Annotated in this window: 16 protein-coding genes and 2 tRNA genes; 7 read left to right on the top strand and 11 right to left on the bottom strand. The window is 35.9% G+C overall.

Annotated features, from left to right (window positions below):
• Window positions 1-156 precede the first annotated feature (156 nt).
• Window positions 157-2,748, bottom strand: a complete 2,592-nt coding sequence (locus tag IGJ00_RS06300; protein WP_115357526.1) for an HAD-IC family P-type ATPase — start codon at window positions 2,746-2,748, stop codon at window positions 157-159.
• Between the two features lie 162 nt (window positions 2,749-2,910).
• Between IGJ00_RS06300 and IGJ00_RS06295 the strand changes: the two genes are divergently transcribed.
• A complete protein-coding gene (locus tag IGJ00_RS06295; RefSeq protein WP_254905407.1) occupies window positions 2,911-3,699 on the top strand; it encodes a MerR family transcriptional regulator in 789 nt (262 codons plus the stop codon).
• Between the two features lie 94 nt (window positions 3,700-3,793).
• On the opposite strand, the gene nagA is transcribed toward IGJ00_RS06295, so the two are convergent.
• The 4 genes from nagA to IGJ00_RS06275 all read right to left on the bottom strand — a co-directional run bounded on the left by nagA (window position 3,794) and on the right by IGJ00_RS06275 (window position 7,802).
• Window positions 3,794-4,942, bottom strand: a complete 1,149-nt coding sequence (gene nagA, locus IGJ00_RS06290) for an N-acetylglucosamine-6-phosphate deacetylase (protein ID WP_071867153.1) — start codon at window positions 4,940-4,942, stop codon at window positions 3,794-3,796.
• A gap of 74 nt (window positions 4,943-5,016) precedes the next feature.
• Window positions 5,017-5,853 (bottom strand): helix-turn-helix domain-containing protein, encoded by an 837-nt coding sequence (locus tag IGJ00_RS06285; protein WP_071867154.1) that lies wholly within the window; start codon window positions 5,851-5,853, stop codon window positions 5,017-5,019.
• A gap of 435 nt (window positions 5,854-6,288) precedes the next feature.
• Window positions 6,289-7,506, bottom strand: a complete 1,218-nt coding sequence (locus IGJ00_RS06280; protein WP_019724414.1) for a pyridoxal phosphate-dependent aminotransferase — start codon at window positions 7,504-7,506, stop codon at window positions 6,289-6,291.
• A gap of 134 nt (window positions 7,507-7,640) precedes the next feature.
• Complete coding sequence (locus IGJ00_RS06275) at window positions 7,641-7,802, bottom strand: hypothetical protein (RefSeq protein WP_438844214.1); 162 nt, start codon at window positions 7,800-7,802, stop codon at window positions 7,641-7,643.
• A gap of 116 nt (window positions 7,803-7,918) precedes the next feature.
• On the opposite strand from IGJ00_RS06275, the gene IGJ00_RS06270 reads away from it, so the two are divergent.
• The 5 genes from IGJ00_RS06270 (at window position 7,919) to IGJ00_RS06250 (ending at window position 11,462) form a co-directional block, all read left to right on the top strand.
• Window positions 7,919-8,002, top strand: a tRNA-Leu gene (locus IGJ00_RS06270).
• A gap of 340 nt (window positions 8,003-8,342) precedes the next feature.
• The gene (locus tag IGJ00_RS06265) at window positions 8,343-8,975 is read left to right on the top strand and encodes an SHOCT domain-containing protein (protein WP_081367402.1); all 633 of its coding nucleotides are present in this window, start codon (window positions 8,343-8,345) and stop codon (window positions 8,973-8,975) included.
• A gap of 94 nt (window positions 8,976-9,069) precedes the next feature.
• Window positions 9,070-9,375, top strand: coding sequence for a DUF5960 family protein (locus IGJ00_RS06260; protein ID WP_071866060.1), 306 nt, complete (start codon window positions 9,070-9,072; stop codon window positions 9,373-9,375).
• 372 nt (window positions 9,376-9,747) lie between these two features.
• Window positions 9,748-10,122 (top strand): hypothetical protein, encoded by a 375-nt coding sequence (locus tag IGJ00_RS06255; RefSeq protein ID WP_071866059.1) that lies wholly within the window; start codon window positions 9,748-9,750, stop codon window positions 10,120-10,122.
• A 47-nt stretch (window positions 10,123-10,169) separates the two neighbouring features.
• Window positions 10,170-11,462 carry a D-serine ammonia-lyase gene (locus tag IGJ00_RS06250; protein ID WP_438844213.1) on the top strand — a complete coding sequence of 431 codons (1,293 nt, stop codon included), beginning with the start codon at window positions 10,170-10,172 and terminating at the stop codon, window positions 11,460-11,462.
• Window positions 11,463-11,588: 126 nt separating this feature from the next.
• On the opposite strand, the gene IGJ00_RS06245 is transcribed toward IGJ00_RS06250, so the two are convergent.
• Both IGJ00_RS06245 and IGJ00_RS06240 read right to left on the bottom strand, forming a co-directional pair.
• Entirely contained in the window at window positions 11,589-11,924 is a 336-nt protein-coding gene (locus IGJ00_RS06245; RefSeq protein ID WP_074799475.1) for a hypothetical protein, read from the bottom strand.
• Between the two features lie 1,260 nt (window positions 11,925-13,184).
• Window positions 13,185-13,331, bottom strand: a complete 147-nt coding sequence (locus tag IGJ00_RS06240) for a hypothetical protein (RefSeq protein ID WP_023520189.1) — start codon at window positions 13,329-13,331, stop codon at window positions 13,185-13,187.
• Between the two features lie 592 nt (window positions 13,332-13,923).
• On the opposite strand from IGJ00_RS06240, the gene IGJ00_RS06235 reads away from it, so the two are divergent.
• Window positions 13,924-14,544 (top strand): hypothetical protein, encoded by a 621-nt coding sequence (locus IGJ00_RS06235; RefSeq protein WP_438844212.1) that lies wholly within the window; start codon window positions 13,924-13,926, stop codon window positions 14,542-14,544.
• A 72-nt stretch (window positions 14,545-14,616) separates the two neighbouring features.
• Here IGJ00_RS06235 and IGJ00_RS06230 read toward each other — a convergent pair.
• From IGJ00_RS06230 to IGJ00_RS06215, 4 genes are all read right to left on the bottom strand, one after another.
• Window positions 14,617-14,690 (bottom strand) — tRNA-Lys (locus IGJ00_RS06230).
• Window positions 14,691-14,755: 65 nt separating this feature from the next.
• Window positions 14,756-15,748 (bottom strand): N-acetylmuramoyl-L-alanine amidase, encoded by a 993-nt coding sequence (locus tag IGJ00_RS06225; RefSeq protein WP_438844211.1) that lies wholly within the window; start codon window positions 15,746-15,748, stop codon window positions 14,756-14,758.
• Entirely contained in the window at window positions 15,748-16,002 is a 255-nt protein-coding gene (locus tag IGJ00_RS06220; protein WP_207463716.1) for a DUF5960 family protein, read from the bottom strand. Before IGJ00_RS06220 ends, IGJ00_RS06225 begins: the two co-directional genes overlap by 1 nt.
• Window positions 15,992-16,411: a phage holin family protein gene (locus IGJ00_RS06215; protein WP_438844210.1), complete on the bottom strand. Its 420-nt coding sequence runs from the start codon at window positions 16,409-16,411 to the stop codon at window positions 15,992-15,994. The genes IGJ00_RS06220 and IGJ00_RS06215 overlap by 11 nt, the downstream gene beginning before the upstream one ends.
• Window positions 16,412-16,455: the final 44 nt, after the last annotated feature.

Raw genomic sequence — 16,455 nt, 5'->3', positions numbered from 1 at the left:
GTCTACTTGACAGGGGGCACTTCATTCTCATTTCGGGCGTTTTTACTAACTTATTTTATAAACTAGTCTCTTCCAATGTTACTTGGGTTTAGTGTGAATAAAAAGCACCTAGTTACTTTGCTATCTTTATATGTTTCATTTCAATAATATGAATGATCAAGCACCTACCCTGTAACTTCTAGCTGATAAAACATATTTTTCAATTTCTACTAAGAAGAATAAAAGTAATCCAGGTAAAAGACTGATGACGACTTCCGTACTTGATAGTAGGTTTGTTCCTAAAGCCATTCGTAATGGTGGGAACCAGATCATCGCGGCTTGAAGCAAGATCATGATCCCAATTGAATAAAACAATGCTGTATTTTTCCATAATCCTCTATCTAAACTAAATTCGCTAATCCTACGACAATTGATCATATAGAAGGCTTGACCAAACACCATTGCATTGATCAACACGGTCTGACGTGCATCGTTTGAGACATATTCCATCGCAGTTAAGCCTAAGATCGTTAAGATCATCCCTACATATAAAATGCGCATCAACGCATATCGTGACAAAATCCGTTCATTCAATGGTCGTGGTCGTCGACTCATCACTTGTTTTTCTGCCCGTTCAAATCCTAAAGCATAGGACAAGGTGATCGAAGCAACTAGATTCAACCATAAGATTTGCACAGTCGTCAAAGGTAATGGGTAGTTTCCGATCAATGAGAAAAGTAACAATAATCCTTGCGCCAAACATGTTGGTAAATAAAAGAGAATCGTTTTCTTCAAGTTGTCGAATATCCGACGTCCTTCTTTGACTGCATAAGCGATCGTCTCAAAATTATCATCGACTAAAACCATATCTGCTGCTTGCTTACTGACATCGCTCCCTTTGATTCCCATAGCAATCCCGACGTCAGCTTTTTTCAAAGCTGGTGCATCATTCACACCATCACCGGTCATCCCAACAATTTCACCTTGCGCTTGTAGATAAGAAACGATTGCCAATTTGTGTTCTGGTGTCGTTCGCGCAAATACATCGTTTTCACTTACTGCTCGTTGCCATTGTTGCTCTGACAGTTGATTCAGCTCTTTTCCTGTGATTGCTGTTTGATGATTTTGCAATCCTAGTTGTTTTGCGATGGCTTTCGCTGTCAGTGGATGATCGCCTGTGATCATTTTGACACGTATTCCTGCCTGTTGCATCGATTTCACTGCTTCAATCGCTGACTCTTTTGGTGGGTCGATCACGCCGCATAAGCCAATCATCGTCAATGCTTCATCTAGTGAATCATGAGATAAGTCTTTATCGCCGATTTCTTTCATCGCAAAAGCTAACACACGTTGCCCTTGACTCGCTAATTCCTCATTTTTCTTATGCCAACGTTTTTTATCGATCGATTGGCTCATACCTCTAGCGTCCATTTGTTGCCCCGCTTTTTCGATCAATACATCCGGTGCACCTTTTACGAACAAGATATTCTTCCCATTGATCTCATGAACAGTCCCCATGTATTTATACGCTGAATCAAAAGGGATTTTGGCAATAGGTGAATGGATTATCGCATTTTGTGTATTTGTATAACGTAATAATGCAAGTTCTGTTGCATTTCCTGTTGCAGGACAAGCCCCATCTGCTAATTGTGTTTCTTGACAATTATGCATCGCTTGTAACAAATATTCTTCAACTTTTGTATGCGATACTTTCGCAAATGTTTCAGGCGTATACCAATCATTTAATGTCGCTATATGAACTAAAGACATTTCATTTTTTGTCAATGTTCCTGTCTTATCTGAACAAATAACCGTCATCGCACCTAAGGTTTCTACTGTAGGCAATGTTTTTACGATGGCATTCTTCTTTGCCATTCGATTCACGCCGATCGACAAAATGATCGTTAAAATCGACGGCAGGCCTTCTGGGATCGAAGAAACGATCAAAGCAATGATCGCCGTAGCAATATAGCCCCATGTCATACCGTAATAAAAATACGAAACAAGAGCAATTAACAAAATCAATGCACTGATTCCTTTAAATATACTTGTATTCATTTCCTTGATTTTCTTCAATAATGGGGTTTCTTGTTCCTCAACAGTAGATAAAGAATGGCTGATTTTACCGATTTGAGTATTCGAACCTACTTCAACAACTACACCTAATCCATTGCCAGATTCAACTTTTGTGCCCGAAAAAGCCATATTTACTTGTTCAGCTAGTTCTGTATTTTCAGGTAAGCTCTCAACAGTTTTGCTGACAGAATGTGTTTCTCCTGTTAAAATCGCCTCATCCACTTGTAAATTGAATGACTCGATGATTCGAACATCTGCTGGGACGATATCTCCAGCAGTCAAGACGACTTGATCGCCAACAACCAAGTCTGCCGGATCGATCTCTCGTTTTTTACCATCTTCTAAAATCACTGCTTTATCACTCAATAATCCTTTGATACTATCTAAAGAAGAAGCTGCTTTTCGTTCTTGGAAGTACCCGATCATCGCATTTAGAAAAACAACTAAAAAGATCATGCCACCTTCCATCAATGCACCAGTTGCTACTTTCAATATCGCTGCCCCTAATAAGATGTACATCAACGCATCATGGAAATAAGATAAGAATTTTTGCCATTCTGGTGTTTGATCTTTTTCTTCCATTTTATTTTTTCCATATTTTTGTTGACGTTCCAGCCGATCACTCTCTGTGATATATTCTGTGACTTGAACTTGTTTGATTGTTTCTTCCGTTGACTTGTTATACCATTCCATACTTTTTCTCCTCCAACACTGACTAATCTATAATCAGCTTACAGGTTAGAGTAACTCTAAGGTCAAGGATTTCGTGTAAATAATTTAAAAATACTCGCTTTTTTGAATCAACTAATAGTAAAATGAGGGACAGATATAAAGTATAAATAAAATCAAACGGGAGTGAATCGATTGAAAATCAATGAATTAGCAAAATTATATGATATTACCCCACATACTTTACGTTACTATGAAAAAATCGGTTTGATCCAACCAGATTATGACGATAACGGTTATCGAAATTATTCGTACAAAGAATTAGAACAACTAAATACGATTCGCGATCTGCGATATTTTGATGTTTCTTTGCCTGAGATTGTCGAATACCTGAATAATAAAAATATCGATCGAACAAAAAAACTTTTACGATTTGAAATTGACTCCTTGCATCGTTTGATTGCAGAATCAAAAGAAAAAATCTCCTTATTAGATGATCGCTTACAGTTGATCTATGAAGTAGAAGATACTCCATTCAATCAACCGATCGTGATGGAACATCCGTTACGTCAAGTAATCAAAGACGATGAAATGACGACTAGCGATGATGTCGATTACGCATTGAAACAGCTGCATAAAAAGCATGAGAAACACCTCAGTGCCAACAATCAAAATTTATTTGGAAGTATCTTACATGAAGAGTCAGATCCTTTTGCCTATCAAGTCTTTTATTTCTATCCAGAAACTGCCTCTTTGATCAACGAGGTGTCCACGTTACCATCCGGGAAATACTTGACCTACACTTACCAAGGAGCCTACGAGCAACAAGTCACAGGCATTCAAGAAATAAAAAAATATGCACAAACACATCAATTAGAATTAAAAAGTCCATTTTATGAACTCTATCTCGTAGATTTCCATGAAACCAATGACCAGAATGAATTTATTACACGCTTAGAAGTATTGATCCAGTAACCAACTATTTATCTAAAAAACAGCACAAAAAAACAGCCAAAAGAGAGTAAAGCTACGAGTTGCTTCTTCCTTTTGGCTGTTCATTTATGCTTTTTTACGCATGATAACGTTCAACACCATCTAAATAGGTGGCATCTAAGGTCATGTCAGGATTCAAGACGATGAAATCAGCATCTCTTCCTTTAGCAATCTTTCCACATGTATCGTCGATCTTACAGCTAACTGCAGGAACGTACGTAGCCATCATGATTGCTTGTTCTGGTGTAGCTAAGCCCCAATCTACGACATTTTTGATTGCTTCTTTTAATCTTAGGATACTTCCAGCTAGATTTCCAGATTCTAAGCGAGCCGTTCCATCTTTTACGACTACTGGGAACTCACCTAAATTGTAGTTACCATCAGGCATCCCACCAGCCATCATGCAATCCGTGATCAAAGCCACATGTTCATGTCCTGCTTTTTCCATCAGGATCTGTGCTGCATTTGGGTGGACATGGTGACCGTCACAAATCAACTCAGAAAATACGTGATCCAATGATAATAACGCGCCGACCATACCTGGCTCACGATGGTTCAAGCCGCGCATCCCGTTAAACGCATGAACAAATACACTTGCACCTGCTTCAACAGCTGCTTGTGCTTCATTGATCGTTGCATTACTATGACCTAAAGCAACGACAACGCCTTCATCTGTTACTTGTTTTACAAATTCTTCCACACCCGCGCGTTCTGGTGCTAATGCGATTTTTTTGATCAATCCGCCTGAAGCTTCTTGCCATTCATTGAAGACTGCCAGATCGGGGTCGCCAAAATAACTTGGGTTTTGCGCGCCTTTATGCTCTTCTGTAAAGAATGGTCCTTCAAAATAGATCCCTTTGATTTTAGCGCCAGGAGCTTCATGGTACATTTTTCCAATCGTCTCTGCCACATCTTTTAGACGTTCTTTACTAGAGGTTAATGTTGTAGGTAAAAAGGCAGTTACCCCACAAGATAATAAGCCTTCTGACATGGCTTTGATTCCTTCTGCGTCATTATCCATAACATCGTGATTCATAAACCCATGAATATGTGTGTCTACAAGTCCAGGGGCGATCCATTTACCGCTTTGATCAATGATCGTTACTTCACCTGTTGGTTTTTCTGAAAGATATTCGCCAAAAAGCCCATCAGTGATTTCAAGATATCCAGTGTTTTTCACACCAGATGCTAAAAAGAATTTGTCAGCATAGATATAAGTTCTCATTCTATTCTCTCCTTTGATGATCTACCTTTAAATTACTCTTATTTACGAAAGAAGTCAAGAATGGTCTACACCATTTATATACTTTTAGCAATCTTTTTTACTGCTTGAGCTAATTCTTCATAAAACAATGCTTTTGATAGTTCATTTTGCTGTTTGTAGATCAAACTTTTTAGAATAAATAAATCATTTAAATAATAATAGCTATTTTTTTCTTGTGCCCAACGAATCCCTTGATTCACTTGTTCAAGAGCTGCTTGGCGTTCTCCTTGATGAAATAGAAAACTACCATAATTATAAAAAATCTGCGTCAATTCGCTTTTGTTGTGCTCGTTGATCGTATCATGCAAGAGTTGGACACTACGACTTAAATAATATCTTGCTTCTGTACTTCTCCCTGCAACCCCATAGACTTTACCAATACAGCTGATCAATTGGATCTCGATATCACAGACATGTGTCCGATCTTTTTGGCTAGAGTAAGTCAATGCTTCTTTCAAGTAACTAAGTGCCTTTACTAGGTTTTTCCTTAATGTAAATTCACAAACACCTAAATAATAATAATACCGTTGAAAATCCTCAGCTGAATAGAGATTCTCTGTCACCTTCGCTGATTTTAGTTCTTGTTCTAATTTACGATAATCTCTTTTTAAAAAGTAAAGGTCCAGAAGATCAAACTGTCTAGTTGCTGCTCGCATCTTGTCCTTGGATAAGTTCATTACATAATCGATCGTTACACCAAGCCTGTGACAGATTTGGGCCATCACTAATACATTTGGTAACTCTTCGTTATTTTCGATTCTACTTAGCACACTTTGAGAACAAATGCCTTGTGAAAGCATTTGTTGAGTCATTTTTTGTTCTTTTCGGATTTCTTTGATGATCGTACCAAAGGAATCGACTAATGCTTCCATAAGTATCCCCCTCTCAAAAAAAATATGCGTATTCGCATGACTACATGTATTGTACTTGACTACTTTGTAAACTTCAAGAAAAGTCCAATAGCAACGAATCATTTTTCAAAAATTGACATTAAAAAAACGCCTCGGTATCCGGACGGCTTTTAGGTGAAGTCGTATTTACTTTATAAAAAAACTTGCCAATCACATCGTTTTTACTACTCGTTGGCTATTACTCGAAAATGGTTATTGCAGGTGTTAAGTGAGAATAAACCCCAGACAAAAACGGTTGATTTAGTGAAGTAAGCAAACGCCTATAAGAATCGTTGACTCCAATTTTTATAGTGATTCACTTACTTCATAAAATCTTGATTTGTCCCGTCAGTTACTCGCTTGCGCTTAAAACTACCTACTTAATACACACGCACAACAGCCAAAATATGACATTTCCTATCTTTGTTGGTAGGTTGTCAGGAATTCACGCATTTTTTTCGCCGTTACTTTTAGATCGTCTAATTTTGGTAAGTAAACGATTCGAAAGTGGTCTGGATCAGGCCAGTTAAAACCGCCTCCGTGAACCAGTAAAATCTTATGCTCGTGTAGAAAATCTAATACGAATTGCTCATCATTGGTAATATTAAAGCGTTTCGTATCGATTTTTGGAAAGATATAAAATGCTGCTTTCGGTTTAACTGCTGATAATCCAGGGATATCGTTGATTGCATTATAGATGTATTCTCTTTGTTCGTAGATCCGTCCACCTGGCAATAACAATTCATCCACACTTTGGTAGCCACCTAATGCAGTTTGGATGATTTGTTGTGACAGGACATTTGAACAAAGACGCATAGAGGAAAGCATATTCAACCCTTCGATATAGCCTTTTACATTTGATTTGTCACCACTCAACACCATCCAGCCGACACGGAATCCCGCCACACGATGTGATTTAGATAGGCCATTCAATGTGACAACGAATAGATCAGGTGCTAAAGTCGCAATCGGGATATGCTCTAAGCCGTCCATCACTAAACGATCATAGATTTCGTCTGAATAAATGATCAATTGATGTTCTCGTGCGATTTTCACGATTTCTTCTAATAACTCTTTCGGATATAAAGCTCCTGTTGGGTTATTAGGATTGATGATCACGATTGCCTTTGTTCGGCTAGTAACTTTGGATTTGATATCCTCAATATCTGGATACCATTCGGCTTGTTCATCGCATACATAATGAACTGGTTTTCCTCCAGCCAAAGAAACAGAAGCTGTCCATAAAGGATAATCTGGCATTGGCACTAATACTTCATCGCCATTGTCCAGTAGCCCTTGCATACACATCGTGATCAGCTCACTGACCCCATTACCAGTATAGATATCATTGATCGTCACATTTGGAAATTTTTTCAATTGACAATACTGTTCAATCGCTTTTCGTGCAGAAAAAATCCCTTTTGAATCCGAATAGCCTTCTGAATCTCTAGCATTCATGATCAAATCACGGATCACTTCATTTGGTGCCTCAAATCCAAATGGTGCTGGATTTCCCGTATTCAATTTTAAAATACTGATGCCCTCTTCTTGCATTCGCTCTGCTTCTTCAAGAACCGGTCCCCGGACATCGTAACTTACGCCTTCTAATTTGTTGGATTTTTCAAATTCTCTCATAGTGATCCAATCCCTCGTTTCAAAAAAGTTAGAAATTTCTGATTATACCTATTTATTTCCATATCATACTCCATTCATCTGGTTTTTGCCACCGTTTTAAAAAAATCCTAGATGAAAATCAACTTTTTTTACTTTTATCTTTCATCTCGATTGTTCCAAAGATTTGCTGCCCAATCCATAGCGATCCCAATGATCACACCTAAGAATATCCCCATGATCAATTGTCCGAATGCTGATCCAATGATCATGCCTGCCACCATTCCTAAAATGGAAAATTCTCCATCATATTTATTCATGATTTTCCTCTTTCATATCTTGACATCTATTTCGTTACTCGCTATGATTAAAGTGTTGTTTCTTGCAGACGTGATGGAACGGCAGACATGCCACTATTCTATAGTAGGCTTGTAAAGCAGATGTGTTGGAACTGGCAGACAAGCATGATTGAGGGTCATGTGAGCGCAAGCTCGTGTGGGTTCGAGTCCCATCATCTGCATATAATTATGTTCGTAAAGTGTCCGAACTTTGCGGACTTTTTTATTTCCTCAGAACTTTCCTTTACTATTATATAATATGCATTGTTTATATCAATAATCCAACATCATATAAGGGTATAGAATCTGCAGTAAATTAGTTTTTTCTATGTATGTTATCTCCATAATATGATTGTATAACCTTTTACACTCCTTACCCTTTTTCCACTTGACAATAGTTGATTTAAGATAAATATCATTTTGGGAACTATTTATAAAAAATGAAATTATTCAATACCGATAGGTTCTAAATTTAATTTCTGATACAATGAATTTATAAAATTATTGAAAAGAGGAATGGATATGGGTTTGTTTAGCAGCAAGGCAGATAAAGAAAAGGCGAAACGTGAAAAAGCAAATCGCAAAGCTGAAAATGAAAAAATACTAGAATACTTTAAGAACCATAGTGACTACAACGTTGGCGACATGTATTTCGATGATAAACATGGTAAAATTTTTATAAAGAAATCTCTTACAATGAACAGATCACAAGCTGTATACAATTACGATGAACTAATTAGCTACACTCCTATATTTGAAGGTGGAAAAATAAGAAAACATCACGGCATTACTCGTGCAATAGTTGGTGGAGTTATAGCTGGTCCTGTTGGTGCTGTTGTTGGAGCTGGGACTGGTGGAAAAGAATTCGATACTATTAAGCGATTAGGATTTATTCTTCACCTTACCAAAAACCGTTCTCAAAACTACATGCTTATTATTTCAGAATCTAAAACAGACAGTTTCTTAACAAAGTCTACATTGGAAGATTATAACAACATAGCAGCTAAACTAGATCAAATCATTTCTTCAAATACTAAAGAGTCCTTTTCCTCTGGAAGCGATGCCGATGAGTTACGAAAATTCAAAGGCCTTCTTGACGACGGAATAATCACTCAAGAAGAATTTGATGAAAAGAAAAAGGAATTGTTAGGTTAATAACTTTGGGCCTGTTCAACAGGCTTTTTTCTTTACCTTCTGTTCGCTTTACAAGAAGAACGTAAGTTCGCAAAATCGAACAAGGGGGAGAGAAATGATAATCCATAAAGAGGTAATGTTGTGGTTCTTTCATGATCCAAAGAAAAAATTTGAAAAAGAACTATATAAATACTGGAAATCCGAAATTGATTTCAAACTTGTCGAAAACAAACTGTTGGTCCACTTATACGAATCAAATAAAAACTATTTTATGCTACCTGCTTCTAAGACAAAAAATAATATGAAAGTATATTTTTTATTCGATATTGTCACAGATGTTCCTAATACAAGATTGCAGCATCGTAGGTATGATTTTAAGAAACGTTTGTTTATAAATTTTGATCAGGTCGAATTGTCATAAGTATCTGCCTGTTCAAAAAAAAAACGCTCGAAAAGAGCGGGTTGTGAAAAAGCAATGTTGTTAGGTGATACAATAAGATTACTATCATTTTAATTATTATTCAACTGTTTTGGTTTTCAGTGGTTGTATCTATTTTTTTAAAAGCAATCACTCTGAAAAGTAGCTGTCCTATTAAAAACCAAGACCTTCGAAATAAGTAAATTGTCTTAAGCTATAACAATTCTAGTGACTCTCAAATGAAGCTTTCCAATCATACAGACCTTTTTATCTTTTAATTCCTTACGAAAATGTAATGAATAAATTGGACAAAAAAATGGTTTGAAAAAAATTTTTTATAGATAATTAAATGTATCAAAATTAGGAGGTATTTATATGCCAATACTCAAATCTGCTAATCCTTTAAAAACAATCTCTTTATTACTAATCGGTGCTCTTGGCACAGCTATATCGGTATTGCACATCACTTGTATCTATATCTTTCATATGGGTGTTGCAGATCCGAACATCCCTCTGTTTGGATTTTTTGAAAAATTTGCTTCTGCTACTTCATCTATCCTTCACATTTCTTTCGACAATCTTTATTTATCATCTCTCTCGTTATTTATCATTTTTTCAATTATTGGATTATTTTTCAATATCTTCACTAATAATAATAAATTGATTTCCATTTGGATTTTAGGAATAAATTTACTTTTTTCTCTCCCTACACTCTTTTATTTCTTCGTTGCATGGGGGATGAATCAGTAATTCTTCCATTGTTAGCACAAATTAAGAAATAGAAAGAGGGTTCCAAAATGACTAATAAAACAGATCGTTTATTAAGAGCATTGCAATCATATCAAGAAGTTTGCTGGATAAATCCAAATTTTGGAGAAAGAAAAATTTCATGTTTTACCATAAATGATGTGATAGACGCTTCTAAACGGCTACAAAGGTTTGCTCCATACATTGCTAAAGTTTTTCCTGAGACTAAAGCTACTGGTGGTATCATCGAGTCAGAATTAGTTGAGATTCCTAACATGTTGGATAAAATAAAAGAAAAAGAACACTTCGAAACGAACAGTAAACTATATTTTAAATGTGACAATAATCTTCCTGTATCTGGTTCAATTAAAGCCAGAGGTGGAATCTATGAAGTTTTGACGTTTGCTGAAAAAGTTGCGCTGGATTCTGGAAAACTAACAATTGATAGTAATTATGCTATTCTAGCAAATGATGAATTCAAAAATATTTTTTCTAATTATTCAATCGCTGTGGGTTCTACAGGGAATTTAGGACTTAGTGTCGGAATCATGGGAGCAAAGTTAGGGTTTCAGACGACTGTCCACATGTCTAATGAAGCAAAAAGCTGGAAAAAGCGTTTGTTGAGAGAAATAGGCGTTGTTGTCAAAGAGTACGAAGGTGATTTTAGTAAAGCTGTTGCTTTAGGGCGAGCAGAAACAGTAAACAATTCCCACAGTTATTTCATCGATGATGAAGCTTCAAAAGATTTATTTCTAGGATACTCTGTCGCTGCACTGAGACTACAAACGCAATTAAAAGAAAAAAATATTGAAGTATCTGAAGATCACCCTCTTTATGTCCATCTTCCTTGTGGTGTAGGTGGTAGTCCAGGTAGAATTGCCTTTGGATTGTCCTGTATTTTTGGTGATGCTGTAAAAATATTTTTTGTAGAGCCTACTCACGCTCCGTCCATGTTACTTGGCCTGTACACAGGATTACACGACAAAATTTCAGTGCAAGATATTGCAATTGATGGTAAGACCGCTGCTGATGGATTAGCCGTCGGGCGCCCCTCACATTTAGTCGGCAAGATCATAGAACCGATTTTATATGCTACTTCTACTGTTCAAGATGAAAGATTATATCAATATCTAACATTGCTTGCGGATAGTGAAAACATCTATGTGGAACCTTCATCCGCTGCTGGGATTGCATCATTTGTGAATATAAATCGAGCATTCGCATTGAAAAAACCTTGGATAAAGTCTGGCACACACATAATTTGGGGAACGGGTGGTAATATAGTTCCAGAAGAAGAAATGGCTCAATATTACAAAAAAGGATTGTCTTTACTTAATTTCTAATTATGTAACAATAACAGCAAGTTCAAGTCATTAAGCTCGCTAAAAGAACATCGATAACAAAAATACTCAGTTATCGATGTTCTTTTTTTACGGCAATGCTGGGTTACTAGATCATCGCAGGCTAATCTAGCTTATTACATTAGCTAGATTATTATGATTTGATTCTTTGTTCGTATTATTTGTTTTTTTTCTATTTTGAGAATTGCTTTCATTTTTTGGTTTTACTTTTTGGCTCTTCTTTTCTTTACTATCACTTGACTGTTTATTCTTCTGTTCATTTCTCTTGTTATTAGATTTTTCTTTTTTCTTAGTACCATTTGTGTCACTACTTTGTTTTTTTCCAGGGATCTGTTGTGATTGCTTTGGCGAATGGCTCTTTGGCTTTTCTGAGACTTTAGGACCACACGCTGCAAAACTAACTGTCGCTAAAATTCCTAAACATGCTAATAAAAATTTCTTCATATAGACCACTCCTATTATTTTTTTTTGGTACACTTAGAGTGTATAAAAAAGAATAAATTAAACGATGCCTATTTGCTTAAACCATTAATAAGAAACGCTTACATTACTGTCACATTACTTTTTAAACATCCATAAATATGTTTAAATAATTAAGAATATTTCTATTTAGCACTTTGCAGAAGTAAACAAATTCATCTCTCTACAAAATATGAACTTTTTATGAAATTTTTTTGTTTTAAACAGTTTTGCTAAATTTAGTTTTTTTGCTATCCGAAATGATTCATTAGCTCTAAACTTTTATAAAGAAAAATTAGGAGGTTATTGTATTGAACGCTAATCGATTAAATACTTCGTCTACACCGATCATCTTATTTTTTATCAGCGGATTAGGTACACTGTTTTCTTTTTTCAATCTAGCTGATTTTCTAGTTTTTAATGTAGGAATATTGGAACCGTCGATGCCAATACATGTCTATAACTTTTATCATATCTTATCAGTATATGCTGCTAATCTTTTATTTTTTACAGCTAATCAAATATATTTGGTTCTAATTGTTCTTACAATCACGCTTCCAGTTGTTATGCTCTTAATAAATATTAAACAAAATAACTTGAAATCAGATTCAATATTTTTACTCCTATTAAATCTAATTTTTTCACTTCCAATCATTTATCTACTATTTTTTCTTTAAATGAATGGTCAATTTCCGTTGGCAAATGTGAGTGAGAAAGCTAATCCAAAATATACGTATAGTCAAATTGACATTTTATATTCTTTAAAACTAACTATATTATTATAGAAAAAAGACCTACTCCGCAGAGTAGGCAATTAAAAAAAAACGTATGGTTATAATTGTATAATTCCTTTGTTGTCTAAATTACGTATGTTATAATAAGTAAAGAGAGTATCGATATGCACGCTATAGACTTCCCCAAAAGTTTTAGCTATCGATACTCTCTTTTCATAACCACGCCTACAGTTAGTTTAAGGGTAACCTAATGATAATGCAAGCGTTTTGCTAGATTATAAAACATAAAAAAGACCCACTCCGAAAAGTGGGCAAATGATAATATCCTAATCAATGGTTTCAAGGACACTTTTAGATTACTATGATTTTATTTATTTTTCAAGTCATGTGTTTTTTTTGTCGCTTGTTCTCTTATAATGGTTAGGTGCCGATTGAAGATTTGAGCGAATTACTACAATCGATTAAAAAACAAAAATCCCCTGTTTAACTAAGGACAGGACTTCTAGTATTTTTATTTTTTTGTTCTTTGCTTACTACGCTGATTACTTTTCTTCACTGCTTTTGCAGCAACAACGCTTGATAACAAACCGTCACCCATTACTTTATCTGTAGCCTTTTTGGCAACTTTATACTTCACTGCTGATTTCAGAATACTCAATAGCACGCACCTCCTCTTATACATTCAAATAATATGATAGATTTAAGAATTTTATATGAAATTTGAGATAATTTAACCATAAGTTGTAAAATATTGTTATATGATTTGAGTTGATTTTTTTCTTGATTTTTATTCTATACTTTTTTAAGTTTCACGAGGTTTACAACCGATTGGATAATTTATCAGAAAAAACTTGATGTTGATCAATCGAATTGGAGCGTATTCAAGATATGTTATATACTATTTTCGCTATTAATTTTAGGCTTTGCAATCATGGGTACTTGGTTAATACCTGCGCTTCCTTATATTTAAGAGTCTTCAAAAAATTGACAATGACTATTTGGAAGTATTATTTATATTTATTGTTCAAGTCATGTGCTTTTTTGATCAGAGAAAAACTCGCTATATTATCAATGGTTAGGCCTTGATTCGGAATATAAACAAGTTGCTACAATTAATTAAAGAACGTAAAAAAGACCTCTCCCACGATTGATGGGCGATTTTCTTTTTGTTCAATATTATTCTTCCTTGCTACCATTTCATTTGATATGATAATTTTGTAACGGAAATTATTATGGAATGGGGAATAAAAATGAAAAAGTTTAGTTGGTTAGTTTTATCTGGGTTATTTCTACTGATGTTGTCGAGTTGTTCAACAAATAAGAAAGACGACAGCATTGAAACATCTTCTACGCAACAAACGACGTCAACAAAGCAAACATCTTCTACTTTGAGTTCAACAACCTCTGAAAATACACAAACTACTGAGACAACAAGCATTGAAGAAACAACTTCTACTGAACCAGTTCAAACTACTGTCCAAAATACAACTACTTCGACTGCTGTCGTGCAAGAAGAAAGTTATGAAGAAATGAAACAACGTACGCTAAATTCTGCGCCTGCTGAAAGAGCGAATTGGAGCGATAAAGAATGGGAAGCTTTTGGAATGGCATTGTACGAAAATGGATTAGCTTTAGACGATGCTGGTAACATCATTACTCAAGCTGAACAACAGGTTGCTGCAACACAAGCAGCTCAATCTGCAGAACCATCAACTTTGACAGAATTCATCAATAAATATGGGATGTCTCCAGTTGCCTATAAAATGCAATATGAAGGCATGAGCGAAGAAGAAGCTTTACAAAGCACACCAAATGATATGAAATCCTCTGGAGAAATACAAAGAGGTTTTATAGAGTACGGTATTCAATAAATCGTCCAATAATAAATTTTATATTATAGAACATAAAACCTCGCTCACGATAAATGAGCGAGGTTTTTTATATGTACCCTGTAGGACTCAAACCTACGACCGGACGGTTAAGAGCCGTCTGCTCTGACCAACTGAGCTAAGGGTACGTATGCCACCTACCTGATTAGGTGGCATAAAAATTATCTCATGCGTTTCGAAACTTGTCTATGATTTATCGCTTAGGAATAGTCAATACATATTCAGGAAATCGAATATCGACTGTTTGTCCATTAATCGTATTACCACTGGGATCGTTTGTTCGTCGCAACATCGGAAAGACTCTTTTTCCTACAAATTTTCGGATATCTAGTGTGCCATCCAAACCAAATCGTAAACCACTAGATAATCCGTATGCTGCATTCACATCATCTCTGATAATGCCCGCTGACCGACAACGACCAATTTCGACATTCGGATTGTCTGCATCCATCCAGAAGACATATCCTTGATTTAAATGAGATGCACCGTTGATTGGCACTAACCAAGCACCAATTCGAAAAATACCAAGAGATAGCTCATTAAACACTTCTAGCTTACCTACATAATTACCAACAGTTTTTGGTGGGCTTGCTAAAATAATTTGATCATGTGTCTGTGGTGTCGCTTGAATACTACCACTTCCGCTTGTGTTGTAGCCAAGCACATTCATCACCGTACGGATTGCCTGATCCATATTCTGATCTAATCGTCGCATGTCATTTGCATTATCGATAAAGCACCACTCAATTAATAGCACATTTACACCGCTGTTCGTGTTTCTATGAACGAATAAGCTAGTTGTTGCTTTCGCTCCTCTATCCACAATACCCAGCGCCTTAGCAATTGTAGCGGATACTTCTGCGGCTTTCTTGCGGGCTTCTTCATTTCCTGCCCAATACCAAACTTCTGCACCAGTTGCTTGTCCATTGAACGCATTTAAATGATTTGTGATTGCCCATCCATTACCGGCTGAATTCATTGCGTTCACTTGATTTTGTAAATTCTGATTCACTGTAGTTGCTGATTGATCACTAGTATTAGCTACAGATGCAATTGCTTGCATTTTTTGTGTAATCGTACGAACTACATCCGCTTCACGTCTACCATTTCCAACTGCTCCTGGGTCCATCCAGTTGTTCCCGCTTTGCCGTCCGCCATGACCGCCACCATTTGATCGAATTGTCATTATTTGCCACCTCTTCCTGTGTAGAACCAATCCAACATACTTTCATTTGGATTGTCTGTTTTTTCTCGGTCCTTTTGTTCGAAAACAAATTTTTCATCTTTATTAGTTTTAGTAAATTCTGCTGGAACAATAAATACTGGTTCAGCAGAATGGTTTAACGTATGCGCTGCATCCTCCACTACTGTCTCGTCATTTTGGATTTCTGGTTTAACTACTTCGTTATAGTCAGTAAGAAATTTTTCTTTATTCCGCATCCTCTTCTCCTCCTAAATTATGTTTTTTACTTTCTTGCTTTTCTGTAGAGTCTTTCAACTTGCTAAATCGATCTTTTACAAAATCCGGCACATAAACGCCTAATTGTCCCAAATTTTCAATGACAGAGATCCCATAAACCGCTATATAGGATAAAACAAATGCTGTGGCAACACCTTCAAAATTCATGATTTTTAAATAAGGATAAGCAATCAACACAAGAGCCACAACTAGCAAATGTTTCACTACCCCCATTAACCCCTTTGTACTATTCGCTTCTTTTCCAGCAATTCCTTTACAAATACCTGTAATAATATCTGCAATAACAATCCAGACAAAAATTTGAATATAGACATTGCTGACTAAATTTTTAAACTCTGACAACAAAACTAAATTATCAATAATCACCATGTTTCCACCCTTCTCTCTATTTGTTGAACACAAAAAGCGCACCC

This window comes from Enterococcus sp. AZ062 (genome assembly GCF_051715065.1).
Taxonomy (GTDB): Bacteria; Bacillota; Bacilli; order Lactobacillales; family Enterococcaceae; genus Enterococcus_B; species Enterococcus_B mundtii.
Note: the sequence above shows the minus strand (reverse complement) of the source record. Positions and strands in the feature narration are given on the sequence as shown.